Below are 21,335 nucleotides of genomic sequence, written 5' to 3'. Positions count from 1 at the left end.
GGTCATCACCTCGACAAGTTCAACCGTCCGATTTAAGGCTCTTGCGCCGCAGCAACGCGGCCAGGACAAGCAACAAGGCGCCGGCGACCAACAGGCCGAAGCCGTAATGGGGATACGAGAAGGTGCCGAACTGGGCGACCTTGCCCTCGCCGAACACCGTCGGCATGAAGGGCTTGACGGTGAAGGCGCCCCACGGATGCAGATTGTGGCCGAACCACCACAGCCAGGCGGCGTAGTCGGCGACGAAGGCGATGGGGATGACGATGCCCGACATCGGCAGCACCCACCAGAACGGCCCGGAATAGAACAGGAAGGCCGCCAGCATCACGCCGACCAGGGCAAACAGATAGGGCGCTGCCATGATTTCCAGACGGGCACCCTTCTCGATCGGTTCCATGCCGATGAAATGGTTGATGACGTTCATCTCGTGGACGCAGTCCAGGGCCTCTTCCTCGTAGACGTCGTCGGTCTTCGGGCGCTCCTTGCAGCCGTTGAACACGCCGTTGACGTGGAAGTGGATACGCACGCCGTCCGGGAAGGTCTGGGCCGGGTAGTTCGGCGCCTTCAAGGCCACCCACCAGACGGGAGAGAAATACGCCCCGCCGATCAGCAGCGCGGCCGCGACGGTGAGGGCACGGAAGGCGAGCGTCAGCTTGCCCTTGTCCTGGGTCTGCATGGCAACCTCTTGGCATTGGATGGAGGAGGAGGGCTGGCCCCTCCCCCACCGGTCAGGACGTAATTACTCGAAGTCGGGGTTCTTCCAGCCCTTGGGGCCGATCAGATTGGCCGGCGGCTTGATGCGCGAGACGTAGTCCAGCACCGCCTTGGTGTCGCGGTCGCTCATCCACTGGATCTGCTTGACCATTTCCGGGTTGGCGTTGCGGCGCTTGCCTTCCTTGATCCACTGGTACTGGCGCAGCAGGTAATTGTAGTGCTGGCTTTCCAGGCGCGGATAGTACTTGTCGTTGTCACCCTGGCCGTGGTCGCCGTGGCAGCGGGCGCACTGTTCCTTATAGAGCTTCTTGCCGTGCTCGAGATCCTTGCCGTCGCCATAGCCCGGCTCGGGGTTCATCTTCAGCTTGCCGATATAGGCGGCGACGTCGGCGATGGCCTGCGGGCCACCGATCTGGTCGGGCAGCGCGAACGGGTACATGGTCGGATTGTCGCGGTTCAGCGCGCGGATGTCGGCCAGCTGCTTGATGATGACCTTGTTGTGCTGGCCGGCCAACTGCGGGAAGGTGCCGTCGGTCTGGCCCCAGCCTTCCGGCAGGTGGCAGGCGGCGCAGACTTCATAGACGTCGCGGCCGTTGGCCAGGTCGGGCTTCAGGTGCAGGGCCTCGTCCTTCTCGCCGCCATTGGCGTTCCACTGATAATCCTTGTCGCCCAGGCTCTTGCCCTGGGCGGGCTTGTCCTTGGCACCCGCGGCGTAGGCGGCGGTCCCGAAGGCAGCGGTGGCGACCAGGGCCACGGCAACGGCGCGAATCAGCGTCTTCATTCCTCTCTCTCCACACAAGGGTTCTTTAGACAAAACTTATACCCCCCACCCCCGGGGTCACTTGACGTTGGCTAAGAACTCGGCGATCGCCTCGATCTCGCTGTCCTGGACCAGATGCATGACCGGCTGCATGGCGTTGGTCAGTCCGTTGACGCGCTTGCTGGTCTTGATGTCCATCATCTGGGTCAGGATGTATTTCTGGTCCTGGCCGCCGACGAAGGGATAGGTCTTCAAGACCGGCTTCAGGCCGTCCTTGCCGTGGCAGGCCACACAGGTCTTGGTCATGTAAAGCTTCCGGCCCTCGCCGGAGGTCGGCGTGGTGGCGGCCATCAGGCGTGGCAGGCTGGCCAGATAGTCGGCCAGGGCCTTCATCTCTTCCTCGGTGACCTCTTCCAGGATGGGCTTCATGGTGTCGGGCGACAGGCCGTTATTGCGCTTGCCCGACTTCATGTCCTTCAACTGGGTGAAGGCGTATTCGGCGTTCTGGCCGGACAGGCGCGGATAGCCGGGTTCCAAGGGCGTGTTGGCGTCTTCGCCGTGGCAGGCGGTGCAGCCCTTGTCTGCGAACAATTGCTTGCCGTCGGCGGCCAGGGCCGGGCCGGCGGCTACCAGCCCCAGGACCAGGACCAGGGCCGTAAGGGTCGGGGTGGATTTGACAATCATCAATCTCTCCTTGGCCTTTCAGGCAACGGGGGGCGGATTTCTCCGCCCCCCGAGCACTTCAGTTACTGTTTCGGCCTCAAGCCTTACTGGACCTTCTTGGCCCCGTTCTGCTCGAGGTGGGTCTTGGCGCGAATGCCGATGTCGGCGGCCTTGACCTGGTACTGGAACCACTGCTCGGCCCACAGCATGGCGTTCTGCCAATCGGCCTTCTTCGCGAAGTCCTCGGACTTGTCCTTGGCGCCCTTGGCGAAGTTCAGCTGATCGGTGGCGTCTTCCACCAGGGCGACCACGGACGGGAAGTCCTTGTAGTTCACGCTGGTGATGTAGCCGACGACGCTGTCGATGACCTTCTGGGTGGCGACGTTGGACGCGACGCGAGCGTCATAGTCCTTCTGGGTATAGGCCACGCCTTCCTTGCCCTTGGCGGTGTCGGCCGCCTTGTAGTTGGCGGGCTGAACCAGCAGGTAGCCTTCCATCTCCAGATGCAGCGCCGAGCAGAACTCGGTGCAGTAATAGGGATAGGTGCCGGCCTTGTTGGCCTTGAAGGTGACCGAGGCGGTCTTGCCCGGCTCGAGCGACAGGTTGACGTTGTGCTTCGAGATGGCGAAGCCGTGCGTCTCGTCCTGGGCGCGTTCCAGGTTGGTCAGGTGGATGATCACCTCGTCGCCTTCGCTCGCCTCGATGATTTCGGGCGTGATGTGCGAACGGATGACGGTGCCGAACACCTCGACCTTGCCCGGGCTACGCTCGGTCCGCTCCTGACCGGCGCGCACCGAAGCGGGATGCTTCTTCTCGGTGCGGGAATCGGTGCCGTGCGGGTAGCGGATATGCGGCTTCAGCTTGTCGGCCGAGATCGCCACGGCGTAGTGGGGCTCGCCCAGCGGCAGCGGCATATCGTACAGCAGCTGCAGCTTGTCGTTCGAGGCGTCGATCAGCTGGTGGTTTTGCGGATGCAGCGGGCCGACCGGGTTGAAGCGGTCGATGGCCAGCTTGTTCAGCGCCACCACGTACTTGCCGGCCGGCTTGGCCGAATCGCCTTCCATGGCCATCAAGTGGCCGATGTTGTAGTGGATCGAGATCTTGTCCAGCACCTTGCCTTCGCAATAATCCCACTTGGCCAGCTGCGAATCGACATACACCGAGGTGTAGGCGACGCAGGGCTTGGAATCGTACTGGGTGTGCAGCGGGCCAAGGCCGATTTCCACCTGCTTATGCAGCGACTTCTGCATGTCCAGGATCGGAATGCCGTACTCGTCCTTGCCGGCGAAGGCACCGGCCTTGATCTGCGCCTGGATCTTTTCGAACGAGAAGATCGAGGTGTGGGTGTCGAGCTTGCCCGAGACGGTGATGAACTTGCCGTCCGGGGTGACGTCGACGCCGTGCGGGCTCTTCGGCTCGGGGATCAGGAACAGCACGCCTTCCTTGGCGGCGGTGGCGATGTCGATGACCGAGTGGCCCTTGATCTTCTTGACCTTGCCGGCCTTGAACAGCTCTTCGGCCTTCTTCCAGTTCACCACATGCAGGAAGTCGGTGTCCTTGGCCGAGCAGCCCGCTTCGAACGGCGGACGGCCGCGCTCGATGCCGCCGACATAACGCTCGGCGCAGAACGAGTTGGTGAACGACCAGCCATCCGACGGGCCCTTACCGAAGTCGGACAGGTCCTGGCTGTAGGGCGGCAATTCGAGCGAGAACGAGTTCTCGGGCTCGATGCGGCCTTCGGCGCGGTTGAACTTCCAGTAGGTGACGGCGCCACGATACTTTTCGTTGAACTGCTCGAGGGGCACGAAATCGCCACCCAGCGGGGCCGGATACTGCGCCGCCTCGATGATGTAGTCGGTGTTCGGCGACACGAAGGTACCGCCATGCTCGGACTGCAGGATCGGGTTCAAGACGATCTGCTTGGTCTCGAAATCCTTGAGGTCGATGACCGCGATGCGGGGCGTGTTCTTGTCGTTGATGAACAGGAACTGGCCGTCATATTCGCCGTTGGTTTCGGAAATCGCCGGATGGTGGGTGTCGCCGAAGGTGATCTCGCGACCATCGACCACCGATCCTTCGCGCAGGACGCGCTTGGATTCGTCGTCGAAACCATAGGCCTGCCAGGGCTCGGGCGTGAAGACGCCGATATACTTCAAGATACGCATCGACGGGATGCCGTAAACGATCACCTGACCGCTTTGGCCACCCGAGGAGAACACGACGAATTCGTCGCGCTTGCCGGTGGGCGTGTAGGTCTTGGCGGCGGCCAGGACGTCCTTTTCATTCAGGCCCCGGCGCTTCATCACGTCGGCCAGGCTTTCCGCCGACAGAGCTTCGCTGGCAGCCAGAACGCCAAAGCTCACCGTGGCGAGCAGGCTCGCCAGCTTCATGGTACGTTTCATTTTCCCCACCTATGATCTGTTAAATGGGATATCAGATGACCCAACACTTCGCCGGTGAGGATGAGGGCGCGAGGTTCAGCCAGCCGTGACCTTGGTCAATTCCCGATCATCAATTCTCTGGTGAGATGGGCCCCATCACAGGTTCATCGGACGAACGCCATCATGCAGCGCCTTTTCGCCATCCTTATTGCGACCGCCCTGTTCGCCGGCACGGCCGGCGCGCAGGAGCTGACCGGCCGTTTCCTGCTGGACTCCCACGACGGGGGGCGGGTCACCGACCAAAGCTTCGCCGGCAAGGTGCGGATGATGACCTTCGGCTACACCTTCTGCCCCGATATCTGCCCGACCACGCTTTCGACCATGGCCGCCGCCATCGACGCCCTGGGCGCCAAGGCCAGCCAGGTGGTTCCGATCTTCGTTACCGTCGATCCCAAGCGCGACACCGCCTCGCACCTCAAGGAGTACGTCCAGGCCTTTGGCCCCAGCTTCGTCGGCCTGACCGGCACGACCGAGATGGTCGAGGCGGCGGCCAAGGCGTTCAAGGTCCGCTACAAGCTGCATCCGCCGATGACCGCCGATCCCGACAATTATCTGGTCGATCATTCGGCCGGCATCTACATCATGGACCGGGACGGCCGCTTCGTGGCCAAGCTGGGCCATCTGTCGGCGCCCGAGGATGTGGCCGAGCGCCTGGCCCAGGTGATCGACGGCAAGGAAAAGGCCCGATGAGGCGGCGCGATCTTCTGGTCGGCCTGGCGGCGGCCGGCCTGATCCGGCCTACGGCGGCGGCCAAGGTGGAACAGGGATTGTTCGTCCACGACCGCCCGCGCCCGGTCGCCGCCCTGGACATCCGCGACAATCAGGGCCAGATGGCCGGCTTCGACAGCCTGGCCGGGCAGCCGGCGCTGGTCAATCTGTGGGCCAGCTGGTGCCTGCCGTGCGTCGCCGAACTGCCGGCGCTGGACCGACTGAAGCCGCTGATCGAGCCGGAGGGGGCCAGGATCATGGCCCTGTGCCTGGACCGATCGGGCGCCATCGGCGCGGTCAACACCTATGCCCGGCTGGGTATCCGCAACCTGGCGGTCCATGTCGACCACCACCGCCGCGCCGGCGAGGTTCTGGGCGCGCCGGTACTGCCGACCACCTTGCTGATGGACCGGTCGGGCCACGAGGTGGCGCGCTTCGTCGGCCCGGCCCAATGGGACGGCCCCGAGGCGATGGCCCTGATGCGGGCCTTGATCAAAGGGCAGACGCTGAACCCGGCCATGGCGCCGCCGCCGCCCGCGAAGACGACGACGGCGCCTTAAGGCCCTCGGCCTTTACTCCACACCAGCCCGGCGGCGTTTGAGCCGGCCCGGCACGGGCGGCCTTCGGCCCTTAGTTCGCCTGAGCCGGCCCGGCACGGGCAGCCCTCGGCCCTTAATGCCCGGCCGGGGCGGCCATGGTGCCGATGGCCATCACCGGCATGTCCACCTGCTTCTTGCCGGCCTTCTCGAACACCAGAGTCACCGGCACCTTCTGACCCTCGGCCAGCGGCTTCGTCAGATTGATGAACATGACGTGGTCGGCGCCGGGCTTCAGCTCGGCGACACCGCCGGCCGGCACGGCGATGGATTCGACCGGACGCATGCGCAGGATTTCGCCGTCCTTGATGTGGGTGTGCAGCTCGACTGTCTTCGAGATGTCGGCCTGGGCGCCGATCAGGCGGTCGTCCTGACCGGTGGCGTTCTTGATGGTCAGGAAACCGGCGCCGGCATTGGCGACCTTGGGCGAAGCGCGCAAGAACGCGCCCGAGATTTCCATGTCGCCGGCAAAGGCGGGGGACACCGCCAGCAGCAGGGCGGCGGTCAGAGCGGTCAATTTCATGATGATGATCCTTGTGAACATGCTCGCGGTTTTCGCACGGTCGATCGACCGGCGGGGCGCGGAAAAATGGCGAATTGTACGAAAAGGATCAGGCGGCCGGAGGTGCGCGAGGCTGAAGCGGGCCTGAGGCCTGCCCGTGGGCGATGGTCTGGGCGACAACAGCCAACCGGATCTTAGCCGCGCTCTCGGTGGGGAGAGTGAAGTGTTGGGGCGGCACCGTTCCGCCGGCCAGTTGCGCCGCCTGACAGATCAGACAGCAGCCGTCGCTTGCCAGGGGAAGCGTCTCATCCGCGTCGGGGGCAGCCACGGCCCCGCTTTGCGCATGACAGACATAAAGACCGAACGCCCCGGAAAACGAGACGTTGGCGCCGGCCATGGCCACCAGGGACAGGCCGGGCGTGGTCGAGGTGAACAAGAAGCCCAGCAAGGCAAGCAGTGCGGCGACCCGGCGGCTTGCGCCCCGGTCCAACCAACACCTGACCTGCCCGAACTGGATCATGTTCCACCTCCGATCAAATCCCACCCTGGCAACCTTGCCAAGGGTGGTCTTTGACCCAGGTCAAGTGTGAGCCAAGCCGTCCGCAAGGTCAATTCCCCGCCCGCCTTGATTCCGTCGCCGTCAGCGGGCACCCTGGCCTGATGTTCGCGATCCTGATGGGACTTGCCGCCGCCCTGGCCTGGGGCACCGCCGACTTCGCCGCCCGCTTCTCGGGCCGGGTGCTGGGGCCGCCCCTGGCCCTGCTGGTGGTGACCGCCACCGGCGCGGTGATGGTATCGGCCTGGCTGGCCGTCACCGGCACCGCCCCGCCCAGCAATCCGACCACCGCCGCCCTGCTGTACGGCGCCCTGTCGGTGATCGGCACCCTGGCCCTGTACGAGGCCCTGAACCGCGCCCCCATCGCCACGGTGGCGCCGCTGGCCGGGGCGTTTCCGGCCTGGTCGATCCTGTACATGGTGATCTTCGACGGCCTTAGGCCCGAACCCATGGTGTGGGCGGCGATGGCCCTGGTGATGGCGGGAATGTGGCTGGTGGCCCGCTTTGCCTCGGACGCGCCCGACGCCACCCGGAAAGCCAAGGGCGGCACAATCCTGGCGCTGCTGGCGGGTGGCCTGTTCGGCGTGACGCTGGTGGCCGGCCTGCACGCCACCTTGGATCACGGCCAGGGGCCGGCCCTGTGGCTGGCCCGCGTGGTCGGCGTGGTGCTGGTCATCCCCTTCGTGTGGCTGCGCCACCGCCCGACCCGGCTGCCGCCGCCGGGCTGGCTGGGCCTGGCCGCCATTCAGGGCGTTCTCGACACCCTGGCCTTCGTCGCCATCCTGGCGGTCAAGACCGAGGAAAACGCCGCCATCGCCGGCACGGTGTCGTCTAGTTTCGGTATCGTTACCATCGCCCTGGCCCGGCTGGCCCTGAAGGAAGCCATCCACCGCCTGCAATGGCTGGGGATCATGGCCACCTTCGTCGGCATCGCCACGCTGTCGGCGTTGGGCTAGGAAGCGCTATTTGCCCTTGCGGGCCTGCTCGATCTTGCGCCACTGGGCGACGTTGCGATTATGCTCGTCCAGAGTACGGGCGAAGGCGTGCCCGCCGGTGCCGTCGGCGACGAAATAAAGCGCGTCGGTCTCCGCCGGATGCAGCACGGCGTCCAGGCTGGCCTTGCCAGGATTGGCGATCGGCGTCGCCGGCAGGCCGTCCATCGCATAGGTGTTCCACCGATGCGGCTTTTCCAGATCGGCCCGGCTCAAGGGCCGCTCGAGGACGCCCAGCCCGTCCGACAGCCCATAGATCACCGTCGGGTCCGATTGCAGGCGCATGCCCAAACGCAGGCGGTTCAGGAACACCGCCGCCACCTTGGGCCGCTCGGCCTTCAAGGCGGTTTCCCGCTCGACCACCGAGGCCAGGATCAGCGCCTCGTTCGGGGTCTTGATCGGCAGGTTTTGCGCCCGCGCCGCCCAGGCCTGCTCCAACGCCTGGCGCATCGACTTTTCCATCCGTCCCATCAGCTCGGCGCGGTCGTCGTCGCGCGACAGGTGCCAGGTCTCGGGCAGCAGCCAGCCCTCGGCCGGCATCTTGCCCACCTCGCCGGCCAGGAAGTCGGCGCTGTATACCAGGGCCGCCACCTGCTTGACCGTCAGACCCTCGGGGATGGTCAGCTTGTGCACCACGGTCCGGCCTTCGGCCATCTGGCGCATCGCCGCTTCCGGGCTGATCCGGGCGGGAAAGGCATATTCGCCGGCCCGCATGGTCGCGGCGCGGATCCGGGTGCCGACCTGGAAGCTGTAGATGTCGGGGATCACCCCGGCCCCGTGCAGGCGCCGCGCGATGGTTTCCAGCCCGGCCCCCTTGGGGATCACGACCGTCGCCGGCTCGGCCAGCGGCCCGGGAGCGGTGAAACGGCGGTGCCCTTCCAGCGCGCCCCAGGTGATCGCGGCGACCACCAGGACCGACACCAGCAGGAACAGGCGAAGCAGGGCTGTCCTCATGACAAAGACGCCCCGTCCCGCCGGATCAAACCGCCTTGAAGATCAGCGAGGCGTTGGTACCGCCGAAGCCGAACGAGTTCGACATGGCGATCTTGACCGAACGCTGCTTGGCCACCTTCGGAACCAGATCGATGTCGCACCCGTCGGACGGGTTGGACAGGTTCAGGGTCGGCGGCAGGGTCTGGTCGCGCATGGCCAGCAGCGAATAGATCGCCTCGACCGCGCCGGCCGCACCCAGCAGGTGACCGATGGCCGACTTGGTCGAGCTCATCGACAGCTTGTAGGCATGGTCGCCGAACAGGCGCTTGACGGCGCCCAGCTCGATCTCGTCGCCCAGCGGGGTCGAGGTGCCGTGGGCGTTGATGTAATCGACCTGATCCAGGTTGATCTGCGCCCGCTTCAAGGCGGCCTTCATGGCGCGGAAGCCGCCATTGCCGTCCTCGGCCGGAGCGGTGATGTGATAGGCGTCGCCGGACATGCCGTAGCCGATCACTTCGCCGTAGATCTTGGCGCCGCGCTTCTTGGCGTGCTCGTATTCCTCGAGCACGACGATGCCGGCGCCCTCGCCCATAACGAAGCCGTCACGGCCCTTGTCCCACGGCCGCGAGGCCTCGGTCGGGCTGTCATTATAGCTGGTCGACAGCGCCTTGGCGGCGGCGAAGCCGGCCAGGCCCAGGCGGCAGACCGCCGATTCGGTGCCGCCGGCGACCATGACGTCGGCGTCGTCGAACTGAATGATGCGGGCGGCGTCACCGATGGCGTGCGCGCCGGTGGCGCAAGCGGTCACCACCGCGTGGTTCGGGCCCTTGAAGCCGTACTTGATCGACACATGGCCCGAGACCAGGTTGATCAGCGCGGCGGGAATGAAGAACGGGCTGATGCGGCGCGGCCCCGAATCCTTCAGGATCTGGGCGCCCTCGGCGATGCCGGGCAGGCCGCCGATGCCAGAACCGATCATCACGCCGGTCCGTTCACGCGATTCCTCGTCCTCGGGCATCCAGCCGGAATCTTCGACCGCTTCCATCGCCGCACCCAGGCCATAGATGATGAAATCATCCATGCGGCGGCGATCCTTCGACGACGCCACCTTGTCGAGGTCCAACTCGCCCTCGCCGGTGCCGCGCGGAATGACGCCGGCGACCTTGGCCGCCAGATCCGAAACGTCGAAATGGTCGATGGTGCGGATACCGGATTCCGAGTTCAGCAGACGCTTCCAGTTATGGGGGGCGCCATTGCCAAGGGGGGTAACCATACCGATGCCGGTGACGACGACTCGTCTCATGGGGATATCCCGTTCAAACGCAAATTGGAATAATCAGAGAAAGGGCGCCGGCCCCATGTCGGGGAACGGCGCCCTTCGGTCCCGAATTACGCGTTGGCCTTCGAGATGAAGTCAATCGCGTCCTTGACGGTCAGAATCTTTTCGGCGGCGTCATCGGGGATTTCGCAGCCGAATTCTTCTTCGAAGGCCATGACCAGCTCGACGGTGTCAAGGCTGTCCGCGCCCAGGTCATCGATGAAGCTGGCGTTTTCGGTCACCTTGGCCTCTTCCACGCCCAGATGCTCGACGACAATCTTCTTAACCCGCTCGGCGACGTCGCTCATGTGAATTCCCTCAAAATTTCGTTTGCCAGAAAGACGGTTTCCCCGCCCCAGGAGACGGGATCGCCCCCCTTTCCGGCGGAAAGTGACCGCTACCTACCACACTTTTTCGCCCTTGACCAGCACTCCCGCCACATCTTGTGGCGTAAAGGGCGATCCCTCTAAATCATCGCCATGCCGCCATTGACGTGCAGCGTCTGGCCGGTGACATAGGCCGCCTGATCGGACGCCAGGTACAGCACGGCGGCGGCGATGTCCTCGACTGACCCCATGCGGCCCAGCGGGATGTTGGACAGCAGCTTGGTCTTCTGGTCGTCGTTCAGTTCGTCGGTCATGGCGGTGGCGATGAAGCCGGGCGCCACGGCGTTGACGGTGATGCCGCGGCTGGCCACTTCCTGGGCCAGCGACTTGGTCATGCCGATCATGCCGGCCTTCGAGGCGCAGTAATTGACCTGGCCGGGATTGCCGGTGACGCCGACGATCGAGGTGATGTTGATGATGCGCCCTGCCCGGCGCTTCATCATGCCCTTGATGGCGCCCCGGCACAGGCGGAAGGCGGCGGTCAGGTTGACGGCGATGACGGCTTCCCAGTCCTCGTCCTTCATGCGCATCACCAGGCCGTCCTTGGTGATGCCGGCATTGTTGACCAGGATATCCAGGCTGCCCATGGCGGCCTCGGCATCCTTGACCAATTGCTCGACCTCGTCGGTCTTGGACAGGTTGGCGGTCAGGACATGGACGCGGTCGCCCAGTTCGGCGGCCAGGGCATCCAGCGCCTCGCGCCGGGTGCCGTGGATGGCCACCGTGGCGCCGGCCTGGTGCAGCAGGGTGGCGATGGCGCGGCCGATACCGCCCGAGGCGCCGGTCACCAGCGCGTTCTTGCCGGTCAGATTGAACATTCCTCTTCTCCTCGTTTTTGCTCCGTCCCCAATCCGTCATGGCCGGGCTTGACCCGACCATCCCCCTGGATGCCCGGATCAAGTCCGGGCATGACAATGGGATACGGCTTATCCCTTCAGAAAAGCTTCGATGTCGGCCGGCGTGCCGACATTGGTGCCCGACAATTCCTTGTCGATGCGCTTGGCCAGGCCCGACAGCACCTTGCCGGCGCCCAGCTCGACCAGTTGGGTGACGCCGTTGTCCTTCATATAAAGGACGCCTTCGCGCCAGCGCACCGTGCCGGTGACCTGACGGACCAGCAGGTCGCGGATCTCGGCCGGGTCGGTGACCTTGGCGGCGATGACGTTGGCCACCAGGGGCGCCTTGGGGGCGTTCATGGCGACCTTGGAAAGCGCTTCGGCCATGGCATCGGCGGCAGGCTGCATAAGGGCGCAATGGAAGGGCGCGGACACCGGCAGCATCACCGCGCGCTTGATGCCCTTCTCGGCGGCCAGCTTGACGGCGCGCTCGACCGCGCCCTTGTGGCCCGACACCACCACCTGGCCGGCGCCGTTGTCGTTGGCGGCCTCGCACACCTCGCCCTCGGCGGCCAGGGCGGCGATTTCCTTCGCCTGCTCGAACTCGGCGCCCAGCAGGGCGGCCATGGCGCCGACACCCACCGGCACCGCCTTTTGCATGCTTTGGCCGCGCAGCTTCAACAGACGTGCGGTATCGCCCAGCGAGAAGGTGCCGGCGGCGGCCAGCGCCGAATATTCGCCCAGCGAATGGCCGGCGACGAACAGGGCATCCTTGGCCAGGTCCAGGCCGCCCTGGGCTTCCAGCACGCGGACCACCGCCAGGCTGACCGCCATCAGGGCCGGCTGGGCGTTCTCGGTCAGGGTCAGCTGATCCTCGGGGCCTTCGAACATCAGGGCCGACAGCTTCTGCGACAGGGCGTCGTCGACTTCCTGAAAGACATGGCGGGCCTCGGCGAAGGCCTCGGCCAGTTCGCGGCCCATGCCGACCGCCTGCGAGCCCTGACCGGGAAACACGAACGCGCGAGACATCGCTGACCTCCTTGGGGGATGAGATTGGGCGAGAGGAAACGGGCAAGCCCGCCCGCTGTCAAGTCCGCTGAAGAAGGGCAGCGGCGGCACGGTCGACCAGCACCACCGCGTCGGCATGACGCTGCAGCACCGAAGCCGGCACTTGGGACGTCACCGCCCCCTCGACGAAGCGGGCCACCATCGCCGCCTTCGCTGGTCCGGTGGCCAGCAGCAACACGCGCCGGGCCGCCATGATGGTGGCGACGCCCATGGTCACCGCTGCCGTCGGCACCGGCTGGTCGGAAGGGAAATTCGGGCGATTGACGGTGCGGGTGGCCTCGGTCAGGACCACCGGGCCAGTCCGGCCGGCAAAGTCGCAGCCCGGCTCGTTGAAGCCGATATGGCCGTTGACCCCCAGGCCCAGCAATTGCAAGTCTAACCCGCCGGCGGCGGTGATGGCCGCCTCGTGGGCCGCCGAGGCGGAGGCGATATCGGCGGTCAGCCCATCCAGCAGGTGAACCTGGGTGGGGGCAACGGCGATCCGGTCGATCAGATAACTGTGCAGGGCAGAGGCGCAACTGGACGGATGGTCGCGTCCGATCCCCAGATACTCGTCCAGCCCGAACAAGGCGACGGCGGAAAAGTCGGTCTTGCGCCGGACCAGCTCGGCATACATCAGGGCCGGCGTCGCCCCGGCGGCCAGCCCCAGGGTCGGTCGCGGGCGCGACGCCAGCGCCTGCTCCACCAGATCGGCGGCACGAAGGGCGACGGCCTGGGCATCGGACAGGATTTCCACTTTCATCGCTTCACCCGCACAAGACTGAAACTAATGTCATGATAAGGACGCGCGCCGCCTTCGGCCAGGGGCGATCGGCATTCTTGATTCGCTCTAGAACGCACAGGCACCGTCTTGCGCACACGTACCATTGGTATTAGCGTCAAGGGTGTAATCCGTTCCGTTAGGATAGGAACGCAAAGGTTGGAACCAAGGGAGGAACCACCAATGCCGCTGATCGATTGGACCGACGGAATGGCCATTGGCATCGACCCGCTGGATGCCGACCATCGCGCGCTGCTGGGTCATTTCAACGAGTTGCATCAGGCGGTCGCCGACGTCTGGCCGACCTCGGCGGCGCTGGCCGCCGGAGACACCTTGATCGACGCGCTGCACGTCCACTTCCGCCAGGAACAACAGTTGCTGCAGCGCCTGACCCTGCCCGGCGGCATCTGCCACCGCGAGGAACATCTGATCCGCCACGAGGAATTCCTTGATCGGGCCACCGCCTTGCGGGCCGAGCTGGTCGCCGGGCGCCCCAACCGCAAGGCCATCGAATCCCTGGCGGTGACCCTGACCGATTTCGAGCTGGTCCGCTTCGATTTCCAGATGGTCGGGCATCTGCTGCGCGAAGGCCTGCTGCCGGTCAAGACCGCGTCCCTGCTTCCGGCCTGATCGGCCAGGTTCGCCGCCGCCGGGAGGCTTGCATCCCCCATCGATTCGTGTATAGTCCCGCGCTTCCAAACCCTTGCCGGTCCGCGCTCAAGGCACGGACGGCTATGCCTTTGGGGCCTCGTGGTGAGGTTCCGGGGGAAGAGAAAAGCCGAAAGGGGTCTTTTCAATGTCGTTGTATGAATGCGTGATTCTCGCGCGTCAGGAAGTCTCCGCCCCGCAGGTGGAAACCCTGATCGACGAGATGGCCAACGTGATCTCCGCCGGTGGCGGCACCGTGGCCAAGAAGGAATTCTGGGGTCTGCGCAACATCGCCTATCGGGTGAAGAAGAACCGCAAGGCCCATTACGTTCTGCTCAACCTTGATGCGCCGTCGGCCGCGGTGAAGGAAATGGAACGCCAGATGTCCCTGAACGAGGACGTCCTGCGCTTCCTGACCGTCCGCGTCGAAGAGCTGGAGGAAGGCCCGTCGGCCATGATGCAGGCCCGCAACAACCGCGAGGACCGTCCGCGCCGCGAAGATCGTGGTTTCGAGCGTGGCCCGCGCGAAGATCGCGGCCCGCGTGAAGATCGTGGTTTCCGTCCCGACCGTCGTCCCGAGGGAGGTGAATAATGACCGAGACCGCTGAACGTCCGCGTCCCGCTTCCGGTGGCGCCCGCCGTCCGTTCTTCCGTCGCCGCAAGACCTGCCCGTTCTCGGGCAACGGTGCGCCGAAGATCGATTACAAGGACACCAAGTTGCTGAGCCGCTTCATCTCGGAGCGGGGCAAGATCGTGCCGAGCCGCATCACCGCGGTGTCGGCCAAGAAGCAGCGTGAACTGGCCCAGGCCATCAAGCGCGCCCGCTTCCTGGGTCTGCTCCCCTACGTGGTGAAGTAAGCGATCCGGTCGGAGATGCCGGCCAGCCGGCGCTTCGGAATTGCCATCGCGGCGGGATTAACGGCTTCATTGCTGTTTTTGTCGCTGGCGAAGGGTTTTGGATCAGGGATCGTCCTGTCCTACTTGGCCCCCCTGCCGATGATGATGATCGGCCTTTGGGCGGGGGCCGCCGCCACCTTGGTGGCGGCTGTGGTAGGCGCGGCGGCGGTGGCCGGAACGGTCGGCGGGGTGTCCGCCTTGTTGTTCCTGGTCGCAACCGCCCTTCCCGCCCTGGTGGTGGCCAACCGGTCGCTGCTGTGGCGGGAGAACCAGGACGGTTCCATCGAATGGTACCCGCCGGGAGAAGTCCTGGCCTGGCTGACCGCCATCGGACTTGCCCTGCTGCTTTGCGGCGCGGCCCTGATGGCGGACCACCCGGATGGGGTCAGGGGTTTCGTCGCCGAGATGATCGGCAAGGCCCTGGACCTGATCGCCGCCGAACTTCCGCCCGACCGGCGGGCCGACGCGGTCACCTGGTGGACGCCGCTGTTTCCGGCCATGACCGTGGTGTCGTGGCTGTTGATGGCGGTGGCCAATGCCTGCGGCGCGCAAGCGTTGCTGGTCCGGATGGGCAAGAACCACCGGCCCAAGCCGGCCTACCGGGAGCTGATGCTTCCCAACTGGCCGGCAGCCGCCTTGGCGGTGACGGGGCTGTTGGGGGTGGCGGCCGGCGGGGATGTGGGTTTCGTGGCCGCCAATCTGGCGGTGGTGTTGCTGGTTCCCTTCGTGTTCCTGGGGCTGGCCGGCATCCACCGCTTCGCGGCGACCAAGCCCCAGTCGAGGTTGATCCTGGGCCTGGTGTACGGATTGCTGATCCTGGCCTTCGGATGGGCGGCCATCATAGTCGCCCTGATAGGTCTGGTGAGGTTCTGGAGATTGAGATTCCGCCGCCCGTCAAGCGGCGGCGGTATGGAGGGATAAAATGGAAGTCATCCTGCTCGAACGGATCGAGAAGCTCGGTCAGATGGGCGACGTGGTCAAGGTCAAGCCCGGTTTCGCCCGCAACTTCCTGCTGCCGCAGAAGAAGGCCTTGCGCGCCAACAAGGGCAACCTTGAATTTTTCAACAAGCAGCGCGCCCAGCTCGAGGCCATCAACCTCAAGCGCCGCGAGGAAGCCTCGGCCGTCGCCGTCAAGATGGACGGCCTGAAGGTGCTGATGGTTCGCCAGGCCGGTGAAGGTGGGCAGCTCTATGGTTCGGTGTCGGGCCGCGATCTGGCCGACGCGGTCAAGGCCGCCGGCTACACCGTCGAGCGCAGCCAGGTCGCCCTGGATCAGCCGATCAAGACCCTGGGCTCGTACCCGATCCGCATCGCCCTGCACCCGGAAGTGTCGGTGACCGTCACCGTCACCGTCGCCCGCTCGCAGGAAGAAGCCGAGCGCGCCTCGGCCGCTGCCGCCGCCGAAGCCGCCGCCGAGGTGGAAGTCGAAGCGGAAGAGGAAGCGGAAGCCCCGGCCGCCGACGAGGCCAGCGAGGCGTAAGCCTTACGGCGTCGCGAACGCAAACCAAAGCCCCTGGCCCCTTCGGGTCAGGGGCTTTTGGCGTTGGCTATCCCGTTGTCCGTGCAAAAGTCCCTCGCTTCGCTCAGTGTACTTTTGCACGTTGATCTAAAAGGGGAAAAGTACACCGAGGCGAAGCCGAGGGACTTTTCCACGGAAGACGGATCAGCGCAGCGGGCTGGAAGCCGGCAATTGGTCGGGCGGCACCAGGCCGCGCAGCACCATGTCGGAATAGATTTCGGCCACCTGTTCGCGGGTCAGCCGGCCGTTGGGGCGAAACCAGGTGCACACCCCGGTCAGCATCGCCAGGATGCCATAGGCGGCCACCGCATTGTCGCCAACCTGGAACAGGCCTTGCTGCCGGCCCTCTTCCAGGATCGCGGTCAGGCGGCGTTCGTACTGGCGGCGCAGACCGACGATTTCTTCGTAATGGTTGGGGTCCAGGCTGCGCAGTTCGGAATAGCCGATGAACACCTCGCGCTTCCTGAGGATGTGATAGGCGACGTGGAAGGCGCAGAAGGCCTTCAGCCGCTCGACCGGCCCGTCGATGCCGGCTAGGCGGACCTCGAGCTCGGCCAACAGATCGTCCATGTGCGCCTTGATCAGGTCGAACAAAAGGTCCTGCTTGGTGCTGATGTGGTTATAAAGCGAGCCGACCTGCACACCGACCTCGGCGGCCAATTGGCGCAGGGTCATCGCCTCGTAGCCGTGCTCGTGGATCAGCTTCAGGCCGGCCTTGCGGATCGCTTCCATCGTCTTCGGGCCATGCGAGCCCACTGTGCGCACCATCTTGGCAACCCCAATCTGACCACCGGACTTCTTTATCGGAAACCATCGGGCGGTGCGCAAGTGGTTCTGGCCCCGCCCGCGCCGATGGCCTAGATTTCCATCATGAAACCGACCCTTTACCTGTGCATGAATCGCCGTCTGGGGGCGCAAGGGTCCTGCGCCGCCGGCGGCAACGACCGCCTGTTCGCCGCCCTGGAGCGCGAGATCGCTTCGCGCGGGCTGGACTGGCGGGTGATGGCCAATCCGTGCATGGGCCATTGCGCCAAGGGCCCCAATCTCAAGGCGGCGCCGGCCGGGCCGTTCCTGGAACATTGCGTCGACGGCGACGCCGTCCAGGTGATTGAGCGACTGGAAAAGGCCGGATGGCCGAATTCCGGTTGACCTCGGGAAAAGCTTGGCTATGATCGCCGCTTCCAATACCCCCGGTGCCCCAGTGGCGGAATTGGTAGACGCAGTCGACTCAAAATCGACCGCCGCAAGGCTTGCTGGTTCGAGTCCGGCCTGGGGCACCAAATTGGCTTCTCACTGATGACAATCAGTGCCGTGAGCCTCAACACTCTCAATGCCCGGTGACGCTTACCATAGCCGTGCTATATGCTCGGGCCTTGTCTACAGGCGCGCGGGAGAGGCAATTGGGAGATCGGCTGAAACAAGTGGCCGAGGCATTAGCGGCGATCGTCCTCGTTCTCGGGCACCCGGTAGCATCCCTCGGCGCTCTGGCGCTGTGCATGCTAAGCGGCCTTTACACGCAAACCTCATTCAACGAAGCCCAAGTCAATCCCATAGCATTTTTCGCCCTCGTCTGGGGAATTGGATGGGCACGATGGATGTTGTTCCGGCGTCAGACGCGAGCGGCGCAACCGCGCGATTGCCTTAGGGAGTTTGTTCGAGCGAACAGACCCGCCATTCCTGGGCTTGCCCTTACACTCGCCTTCACGCGAGCCATCGAAGGAAATGTGTTTGGGATCCTTTATATGCCCTTCATCATCCTAACCATTCTCCTCATCGTCCCAAGTATCAAGCGGAGATCGCGCGAAGGGATCAAGCGGCTAAGCAGCCATTAAGGCAACTGGCTCGCAATAAGCACAGTTTGCAGCACACATTCTCTGCATCGCCTGAAACACCCATAATTTCAAGACGTTGCCTAAGCGCGCTCTACTCAAAATCGACCGCCGCAAGGCTTGCTGGTTCGAGTCCGGCCTGGGGCACCAACTCTTCCCCTATCAATGCTTGGTCTTACGGCCCCAATCGCTGAGGTCGTAGCGTTCCAGGATGGTCGCCAGGCGGCCGCTGGCGCGGAGAGCACGGATGTTCCGGTTCAGGATCTGGGCCAGGCGCTCGCCCCGCTTGGGGTTCAGCGCGATATGCAGCGATCCGCCGGGCAGCCGGCCGGCGATGCGAACCGATCGCGGGCTGTTCAGGCGGGCGACGGCGTCGCCGACCACCGCCTCGTCGTCCAGCATCACATCGATGCGCCCGGCCATCAGTTTCTTCAGGTTGCGAAGAGCGGCGTCGCTGCCGCTGATCATCTGGACCTCGGCCGGATGATCCTTCAGCCAGGCGTCGATCTCGGCCGAATAGGAATAGGAACTGACCGCGCCGACCCGGCGCCCGGCCAGGGTTTCCCAGCCGTCAAATCGCCAGGAATCGTCACCCAGGGTGACCAGAACGTTGACCTGCATGCCCAAGGGCTCGGCGTGGGTGACCAGATCGGGGGCCTCGTCGAACAATGCCCCCACCGCCCCGTCGGCGCGCCCCAGGCGCACATCCTTCATCGCCCGCGACCAGCCCTCGGTCTTGTAGATGACCTGAATGCCGGACAGGCCGAACGCCTCGCGGGCGATCTCGATCATGTAGCCCTCGGAGCCCTCGGCCGGGTCGCAAGTGTGGGGACACCACGGGTCGGCCACCAGCACCACCGGCGCTTCGGCAGACAGAGTCGCCAGCGGCACCCACAGCGCGGCAAGCGTCAGGGCCAGCGCCGCCCAACGGCCGATCATTTCGCCGCCCAGCGAGCCAGCGTCGCCTGCAATTGAAGAAAATCGACCGGCTTGGCCAGGAAGCCGTTCATGCCGGCGGCGGCGCAGGATTCGGCATCCGAGCGGAAGGCATTGGCTGTCAAGGCGACGATCGGCACCTGGCCGGCCGGGGCCGGCAGCGACCGGATGGCCCGCGTCGCCTCCAGCCCATCCATCACCGGCATCTGCATGTCCATCAGCACCACATCGTAGGGGCGGGTCCGCAACGCCTCCAGCGCCTGGGCGCCATCCGGCACGGCATGAACGCGGTGACCACGGCGTTCCAGGAACACCTGCACCACCTTCTGGTTCACCGGATTGTCCTCGGCCATCAAGATATCCAGCGGCGGCACCGAGACGTCGCCGTCGGCGGTGACGGCATTGTCATCGGCGGCCTTCATCGGCACTTCGAACCAGAAGCGGCTGCCCTCGCCCGGGCGGCTTTCGGCACCGATGGTCCCGCCTTGGGCCTCGACCAGACGGCGCGCGATCGCCAGCCCCAGGCCGGTGCCGCCGAAGCGGCGCGCGATCTGGCTGTCGCCCTGGCTGAACGGCGAGAAGAGTTGCGCCATGGTGTCGGGGCCGATCCCCATGCCGGTATCGACCACATCGACCCGCAGGATCAATGGGTCACGCGACGTCAACGAGGCGGTCAGCGCAATGGTTCCCTGTTCGGTGAACTTGACGGCATTGCCGACCAGATTCAGCACCACTTGGCGCAGACGCAGATCGTCACCTTCCAGCCGGCTGGGCACTTCCGGCGCCACCGCCATACCGAGGTGCAGGCCCTTCTCGCGTGCCTTGAAGCCCAGAAGGTCGGACACTTCGGCGAACAGGCGGCGCGGGTCGAACACCTGCGCGTTCAGCTCCAGCCGGCCGGCTTCCAGCTTCGACAGATCCAGAATGTCGCCCAGCAAGGCCTGCAAGGCCCGGCCCGAGGCGCACAGCGTCTCGACCTGACTGCGCTGGGCCTCGTCCAGCGGGCCGTCGCGCAACAACTCGGCCATCCCCAGGATGCCGTTCATCGGCGTCCTGATTTCGTGGCTCATGGTGGCCAGGAACTCGCTCTTGGCCCGGGTCGCCGCCTCGGCCTGGTCCTTGGCCTCGGTCAGGTCCTGTTCCATGCGGTGGCGATCGCTGATGTCGGTGATCCCGCCCAGCAACACCTGTTGGCCCAGATACTCGGTCTTGACCAGCGACAGCAGCGCCCAGAATTCCGGCCCGCCGGGACGGCGCAGCCTGGTCTCGAAATTGCGCACGGCGCCCTGGGCGGCGATGTGTTCCAGCATCCGCTCGCGCTCGGCAAGATCGACCCAGACTTCCTTGACCGGCAATCCGACCGGATCGCCGCCGCCGATGAAATCGTCGCGCAACGAGCGGTTGGCGAACAGAATGCGCGAGTCGTCGCCCAGGCTGGTCATCACCAGCGGGATCGGCAAGGCCTCGACCATCAGACGCAGCCGCTGCTCGCTGTCGCGGATCACCGCCGCCTGGGCCTTCTCGGCCTCGAGCCGCTCGATCTCGCCGACATGGCGCCGAAACACCTCGGCGGCGCGGGCCATGTCGCCGATCTCGTCGTCGCGGTCGGTGCCCGGCACCACCAGATCCTTGCGGCCGCCGGCCAGCGCCCGCAGGGTGCGGCTCATCTCCGCCAAGGGCATGCTGATGCGGCGAAACGATCCGGTGATGGCCAAGGACAAGGCCAGGAACATCGCCAGCAGGCCGACGACGCTGACCATCGCATTATTACGCAGTTCGGCATCGGCGGCGGCGCTGGAAAAGCCGATGGCCAATTGTCCGACGGCGATGTCGTCGCCGCGATTGCGATAGGTGATGGGGCGCTCGGACACCAGCGAGGCGTCGCCCCGCTCACGCAAGGAAGCGACGATCTCGCCCTCGGAATTCTGAACCTCGGCCCACAGCACCTCGGGATCGCCGGCCAGGGCATGGACCAGGACGCCCACCACCTCGTCGTCGAAATCGAACAACGGGCGCGCCATCGACAGCGCCTGAACCTCGGCTGTGGACAGGGCCTTCTGCTGCAGGCGATCAAACCGCTCGCCCCGCACGCTGTGCAGCCGATAGGCCTCGGCGGCGGCGACCACCAGGAAGGTCGAGATCAACGCCGCCGCAAGCACCTTGCCAGACAGCGACCGCCCCGGGCGAGCCGGAACCGGCGCGGGCTGACAACGGGGCGACGAAGGCGACGTTTGATCTGACACAGCGAAACTCTACCGCGCGACCACCGCCCC

Annotated in this window: 24 protein-coding genes and 1 tRNA gene; 10 read left to right on the top strand and 15 right to left on the bottom strand. The window is 65.3% G+C overall.

What is annotated here, in order from left to right; genetic code table 11:
- Positions 1-19 precede the first annotated feature (19 nt).
- The 4 genes from A6A05_RS15295 to nosZ form a co-directional block, all read right to left on the bottom strand.
- Complete coding sequence (locus tag A6A05_RS15295) at positions 20-676, bottom strand: hypothetical protein (protein WP_068503129.1); 657 nt, start codon at positions 674-676, stop codon at positions 20-22.
- 63 nt (positions 677-739) lie between these two features.
- Positions 740-1,495, bottom strand: a complete 756-nt coding sequence (locus A6A05_RS15290; protein WP_068503126.1) for a c-type cytochrome — start codon at positions 1,493-1,495, stop codon at positions 740-742.
- A 57-nt stretch (positions 1,496-1,552) separates the two neighbouring features.
- Entirely contained in the window at positions 1,553-2,158 is a 606-nt protein-coding gene (locus A6A05_RS15285; RefSeq protein WP_068503122.1) for a c-type cytochrome, read from the bottom strand.
- A gap of 83 nt (positions 2,159-2,241) precedes the next feature.
- Positions 2,242-4,539, bottom strand: coding sequence for a Sec-dependent nitrous-oxide reductase (gene nosZ, locus A6A05_RS15280; protein WP_068503119.1), 2,298 nt, complete (start codon positions 4,537-4,539; stop codon positions 2,242-2,244).
- A gap of 162 nt (positions 4,540-4,701) precedes the next feature.
- On the opposite strand from nosZ, the gene A6A05_RS15275 reads away from it, so the two are divergent.
- Both A6A05_RS15275 and A6A05_RS15270 read left to right on the top strand, forming a co-directional pair.
- Positions 4,702-5,268, top strand: coding sequence for an SCO family protein (locus A6A05_RS15275; protein ID WP_068503116.1), 567 nt, complete (start codon positions 4,702-4,704; stop codon positions 5,266-5,268).
- Complete coding sequence (locus tag A6A05_RS15270; protein ID WP_068503114.1) at positions 5,265-5,846, top strand: TlpA family protein disulfide reductase; 582 nt, start codon at positions 5,265-5,267, stop codon at positions 5,844-5,846. The genes A6A05_RS15275 and A6A05_RS15270 overlap by 4 nt, the downstream gene beginning before the upstream one ends.
- A gap of 112 nt (positions 5,847-5,958) precedes the next feature.
- On the opposite strand, the gene A6A05_RS15265 is transcribed toward A6A05_RS15270, so the two are convergent.
- Complete coding sequence (locus A6A05_RS15265; protein WP_068503271.1) at positions 5,959-6,405, bottom strand: copper chaperone PCu(A)C; 447 nt, start codon at positions 6,403-6,405, stop codon at positions 5,959-5,961.
- Positions 6,406-6,493: 88 nt separating this feature from the next.
- On the bottom strand, positions 6,494-6,904 hold the full coding sequence (locus A6A05_RS15260) for a hypothetical protein (RefSeq protein WP_068503111.1): 411 nt from the start codon (positions 6,902-6,904) through the stop codon (positions 6,494-6,496).
- A 140-nt stretch (positions 6,905-7,044) separates the two neighbouring features.
- On the opposite strand from A6A05_RS15260, the gene A6A05_RS15255 reads away from it, so the two are divergent.
- Positions 7,045-7,896: a DMT family transporter gene (locus tag A6A05_RS15255; RefSeq protein ID WP_068503109.1), complete on the top strand. Its 852-nt coding sequence runs from the start codon at positions 7,045-7,047 to the stop codon at positions 7,894-7,896.
- A gap of 6 nt (positions 7,897-7,902) precedes the next feature.
- Here the strand turns inward: A6A05_RS15255 and mltG are convergent, their stop codons facing one another.
- From mltG to A6A05_RS15225, 6 genes are all read right to left on the bottom strand, one after another.
- Positions 7,903-8,886: an endolytic transglycosylase MltG gene (mltG, locus tag A6A05_RS15250; RefSeq protein WP_068503106.1), complete on the bottom strand. Its 984-nt coding sequence runs from the start codon at positions 8,884-8,886 to the stop codon at positions 7,903-7,905.
- Positions 8,887-8,911: 25 nt separating this feature from the next.
- Positions 8,912-10,168 carry a beta-ketoacyl-ACP synthase II gene (gene fabF / locus A6A05_RS15245; protein WP_068503103.1) on the bottom strand — a complete coding sequence of 419 codons (1,257 nt, stop codon included), beginning with the start codon at positions 10,166-10,168 and terminating at the stop codon, positions 8,912-8,914.
- 86 nt (positions 10,169-10,254) lie between these two features.
- Positions 10,255-10,491: an acyl carrier protein gene (locus A6A05_RS15240; RefSeq protein ID WP_068503100.1), complete on the bottom strand. Its 237-nt coding sequence runs from the start codon at positions 10,489-10,491 to the stop codon at positions 10,255-10,257.
- 158 nt (positions 10,492-10,649) lie between these two features.
- A complete protein-coding gene (gene fabG / locus A6A05_RS15235) occupies positions 10,650-11,387 on the bottom strand; it encodes a 3-oxoacyl-[acyl-carrier-protein] reductase (protein ID WP_068503097.1) in 738 nt (245 codons plus the stop codon).
- Between the two features lie 108 nt (positions 11,388-11,495).
- On the bottom strand, positions 11,496-12,434 hold the full coding sequence (gene fabD, locus A6A05_RS15230; protein WP_068503096.1) for an ACP S-malonyltransferase: 939 nt from the start codon (positions 12,432-12,434) through the stop codon (positions 11,496-11,498).
- 58 nt (positions 12,435-12,492) lie between these two features.
- The gene (locus tag A6A05_RS15225) at positions 12,493-13,215 is read right to left on the bottom strand and encodes a glucosamine-6-phosphate deaminase (RefSeq protein ID WP_068503093.1); all 723 of its coding nucleotides are present in this window, start codon (positions 13,213-13,215) and stop codon (positions 12,493-12,495) included.
- A gap of 201 nt (positions 13,216-13,416) precedes the next feature.
- On the opposite strand from A6A05_RS15225, the gene A6A05_RS15220 reads away from it, so the two are divergent.
- The 5 genes from A6A05_RS15220 to rplI all read left to right on the top strand — a co-directional run bounded on the left by A6A05_RS15220 (position 13,417) and on the right by rplI (position 16,258).
- A complete protein-coding gene (locus A6A05_RS15220; protein WP_068503090.1) occupies positions 13,417-13,863 on the top strand; it encodes a bacteriohemerythrin in 447 nt (148 codons plus the stop codon).
- A gap of 166 nt (positions 13,864-14,029) precedes the next feature.
- Entirely contained in the window at positions 14,030-14,473 is a 444-nt protein-coding gene (gene rpsF, locus A6A05_RS15215) for a 30S ribosomal protein S6 (protein WP_068503088.1), read from the top strand.
- Entirely contained in the window at positions 14,473-14,739 is a 267-nt protein-coding gene (gene rpsR / locus A6A05_RS15210) for a 30S ribosomal protein S18 (RefSeq protein ID WP_068503085.1), read from the top strand. The genes rpsF and rpsR overlap by 1 nt, the downstream gene beginning before the upstream one ends.
- 69 nt (positions 14,740-14,808) lie before the next feature.
- Complete coding sequence (locus A6A05_RS15205) at positions 14,809-15,699, top strand: DUF2232 domain-containing protein (protein ID WP_245644313.1); 891 nt, start codon at positions 14,809-14,811, stop codon at positions 15,697-15,699.
- Between the two features lies 1 nt (position 15,700).
- A complete protein-coding gene (gene rplI, locus A6A05_RS15200) occupies positions 15,701-16,258 on the top strand; it encodes a 50S ribosomal protein L9 (protein ID WP_068503082.1) in 558 nt (185 codons plus the stop codon).
- Between the two features lie 183 nt (positions 16,259-16,441).
- Here the strand turns inward: rplI and A6A05_RS15195 are convergent, their stop codons facing one another.
- Positions 16,442-17,065: a TetR/AcrR family transcriptional regulator gene (locus A6A05_RS15195; protein ID WP_068503079.1), complete on the bottom strand. Its 624-nt coding sequence runs from the start codon at positions 17,063-17,065 to the stop codon at positions 16,442-16,444.
- 102 nt (positions 17,066-17,167) lie between these two features.
- Between A6A05_RS15195 and A6A05_RS15190 the strand changes: the two genes are divergently transcribed.
- Positions 17,168-17,446 carry a (2Fe-2S) ferredoxin domain-containing protein gene (locus A6A05_RS15190; protein WP_068503077.1) on the top strand — a complete coding sequence of 93 codons (279 nt, stop codon included), beginning with the start codon at positions 17,168-17,170 and terminating at the stop codon, positions 17,444-17,446.
- A gap of 46 nt (positions 17,447-17,492) precedes the next feature.
- Positions 17,493-17,577: transfer RNA gene (locus tag A6A05_RS15185), tRNA-Leu, on the top strand.
- 711 nt (positions 17,578-18,288) lie between these two features.
- Here A6A05_RS15185 and A6A05_RS15175 read toward each other — a convergent pair.
- Both A6A05_RS15175 and A6A05_RS15170 read right to left on the bottom strand, forming a co-directional pair.
- Entirely contained in the window at positions 18,289-19,065 is a 777-nt protein-coding gene (locus A6A05_RS15175; RefSeq protein ID WP_068503071.1) for a substrate-binding periplasmic protein, read from the bottom strand.
- Positions 19,062-21,206, bottom strand: a complete 2,145-nt coding sequence (locus tag A6A05_RS15170; RefSeq protein WP_068503068.1) for an ATP-binding protein — start codon at positions 21,204-21,206, stop codon at positions 19,062-19,064. Before A6A05_RS15170 ends, A6A05_RS15175 begins: the two co-directional genes overlap by 4 nt.
- Positions 21,207-21,335 lie beyond the last annotated feature (129 nt).

The sequence above is a fragment of the Magnetospirillum moscoviense genome, from assembly GCF_001650635.1.
Taxonomy (GTDB): Bacteria; Pseudomonadota; Alphaproteobacteria; order Rhodospirillales; family Magnetospirillaceae; genus Magnetospirillum; species Magnetospirillum moscoviense.
This window is presented reverse-complemented; position numbering and strand designations above follow the sequence as displayed.

What these genes read in the sequence shown, in the direction of transcription:
- A6A05_RS15295 (WP_068503129.1), bottom strand. Translation starts at nt 676, where the DNA reads ATGCAGACCCAGGACAAGGGCAAGCTGACGCTCGCCTTCCGTGCCCTC.
- A6A05_RS15290 (WP_068503126.1), bottom strand. Translation starts at nt 1,495, where the DNA reads ATGAAGACGCTGATTCGCGCCGTTGCCGTGGCCCTGGTCGCCACCGCT.
- A6A05_RS15285 (WP_068503122.1), bottom strand. Translation starts at nt 2,158, where the DNA reads ATGATTGTCAAATCCACCCCGACCCTTACGGCCCTGGTCCTGGTCCTG.
- nosZ (WP_068503119.1), bottom strand. Translation starts at nt 4,539, where the DNA reads ATGAAACGTACCATGAAGCTGGCGAGCCTGCTCGCCACGGTGAGCTTT.
- A6A05_RS15275 (WP_068503116.1), top strand. Translation starts at nt 4,702, where the DNA reads ATGCAGCGCCTTTTCGCCATCCTTATTGCGACCGCCCTGTTCGCCGGC.
- A6A05_RS15270 (WP_068503114.1), top strand. Translation starts at nt 5,265, where the DNA reads ATGAGGCGGCGCGATCTTCTGGTCGGCCTGGCGGCGGCCGGCCTGATC.
- A6A05_RS15265 (WP_068503271.1), bottom strand. Translation starts at nt 6,405, where the DNA reads ATGAAATTGACCGCTCTGACCGCCGCCCTGCTGCTGGCGGTGTCCCCC.
- A6A05_RS15260 (WP_068503111.1), bottom strand. Translation starts at nt 6,904, where the DNA reads ATGATCCAGTTCGGGCAGGTCAGGTGTTGGTTGGACCGGGGCGCAAGC.
- A6A05_RS15255 (WP_068503109.1), top strand. Translation starts at nt 7,045, where the DNA reads ATGTTCGCGATCCTGATGGGACTTGCCGCCGCCCTGGCCTGGGGCACC.
- mltG (WP_068503106.1), bottom strand. Translation starts at nt 8,886, where the DNA reads ATGAGGACAGCCCTGCTTCGCCTGTTCCTGCTGGTGTCGGTCCTGGTG.
- fabF (WP_068503103.1), bottom strand. Translation starts at nt 10,168, where the DNA reads ATGAGACGAGTCGTCGTCACCGGCATCGGTATGGTTACCCCCCTTGGC.
- A6A05_RS15240 (WP_068503100.1), bottom strand. Translation starts at nt 10,491, where the DNA reads ATGAGCGACGTCGCCGAGCGGGTTAAGAAGATTGTCGTCGAGCATCTG.
- fabG (WP_068503097.1), bottom strand. Translation starts at nt 11,387, where the DNA reads ATGTTCAATCTGACCGGCAAGAACGCGCTGGTGACCGGCGCCTCGGGC.
- fabD (WP_068503096.1), bottom strand. Translation starts at nt 12,434, where the DNA reads ATGTCTCGCGCGTTCGTGTTTCCCGGTCAGGGCTCGCAGGCGGTCGGC.
- A6A05_RS15225 (WP_068503093.1), bottom strand. Translation starts at nt 13,215, where the DNA reads ATGAAAGTGGAAATCCTGTCCGATGCCCAGGCCGTCGCCCTTCGTGCC.
- A6A05_RS15220 (WP_068503090.1), top strand. Translation starts at nt 13,417, where the DNA reads ATGCCGCTGATCGATTGGACCGACGGAATGGCCATTGGCATCGACCCG.
- rpsF (WP_068503088.1), top strand. Translation starts at nt 14,030, where the DNA reads ATGTCGTTGTATGAATGCGTGATTCTCGCGCGTCAGGAAGTCTCCGCC.
- rpsR (WP_068503085.1), top strand. Translation starts at nt 14,473, where the DNA reads ATGACCGAGACCGCTGAACGTCCGCGTCCCGCTTCCGGTGGCGCCCGC.
- rplI (WP_068503082.1), top strand. Translation starts at nt 15,701, where the DNA reads ATGGAAGTCATCCTGCTCGAACGGATCGAGAAGCTCGGTCAGATGGGC.
- A6A05_RS15195 (WP_068503079.1), bottom strand. Translation starts at nt 17,065, where the DNA reads ATGGTGCGCACAGTGGGCTCGCATGGCCCGAAGACGATGGAAGCGATC.
- A6A05_RS15190 (WP_068503077.1), top strand. Translation starts at nt 17,168, where the DNA reads ATGAAACCGACCCTTTACCTGTGCATGAATCGCCGTCTGGGGGCGCAA.
- A6A05_RS15175 (WP_068503071.1), bottom strand. Translation starts at nt 19,065, where the DNA reads ATGATCGGCCGTTGGGCGGCGCTGGCCCTGACGCTTGCCGCGCTGTGG.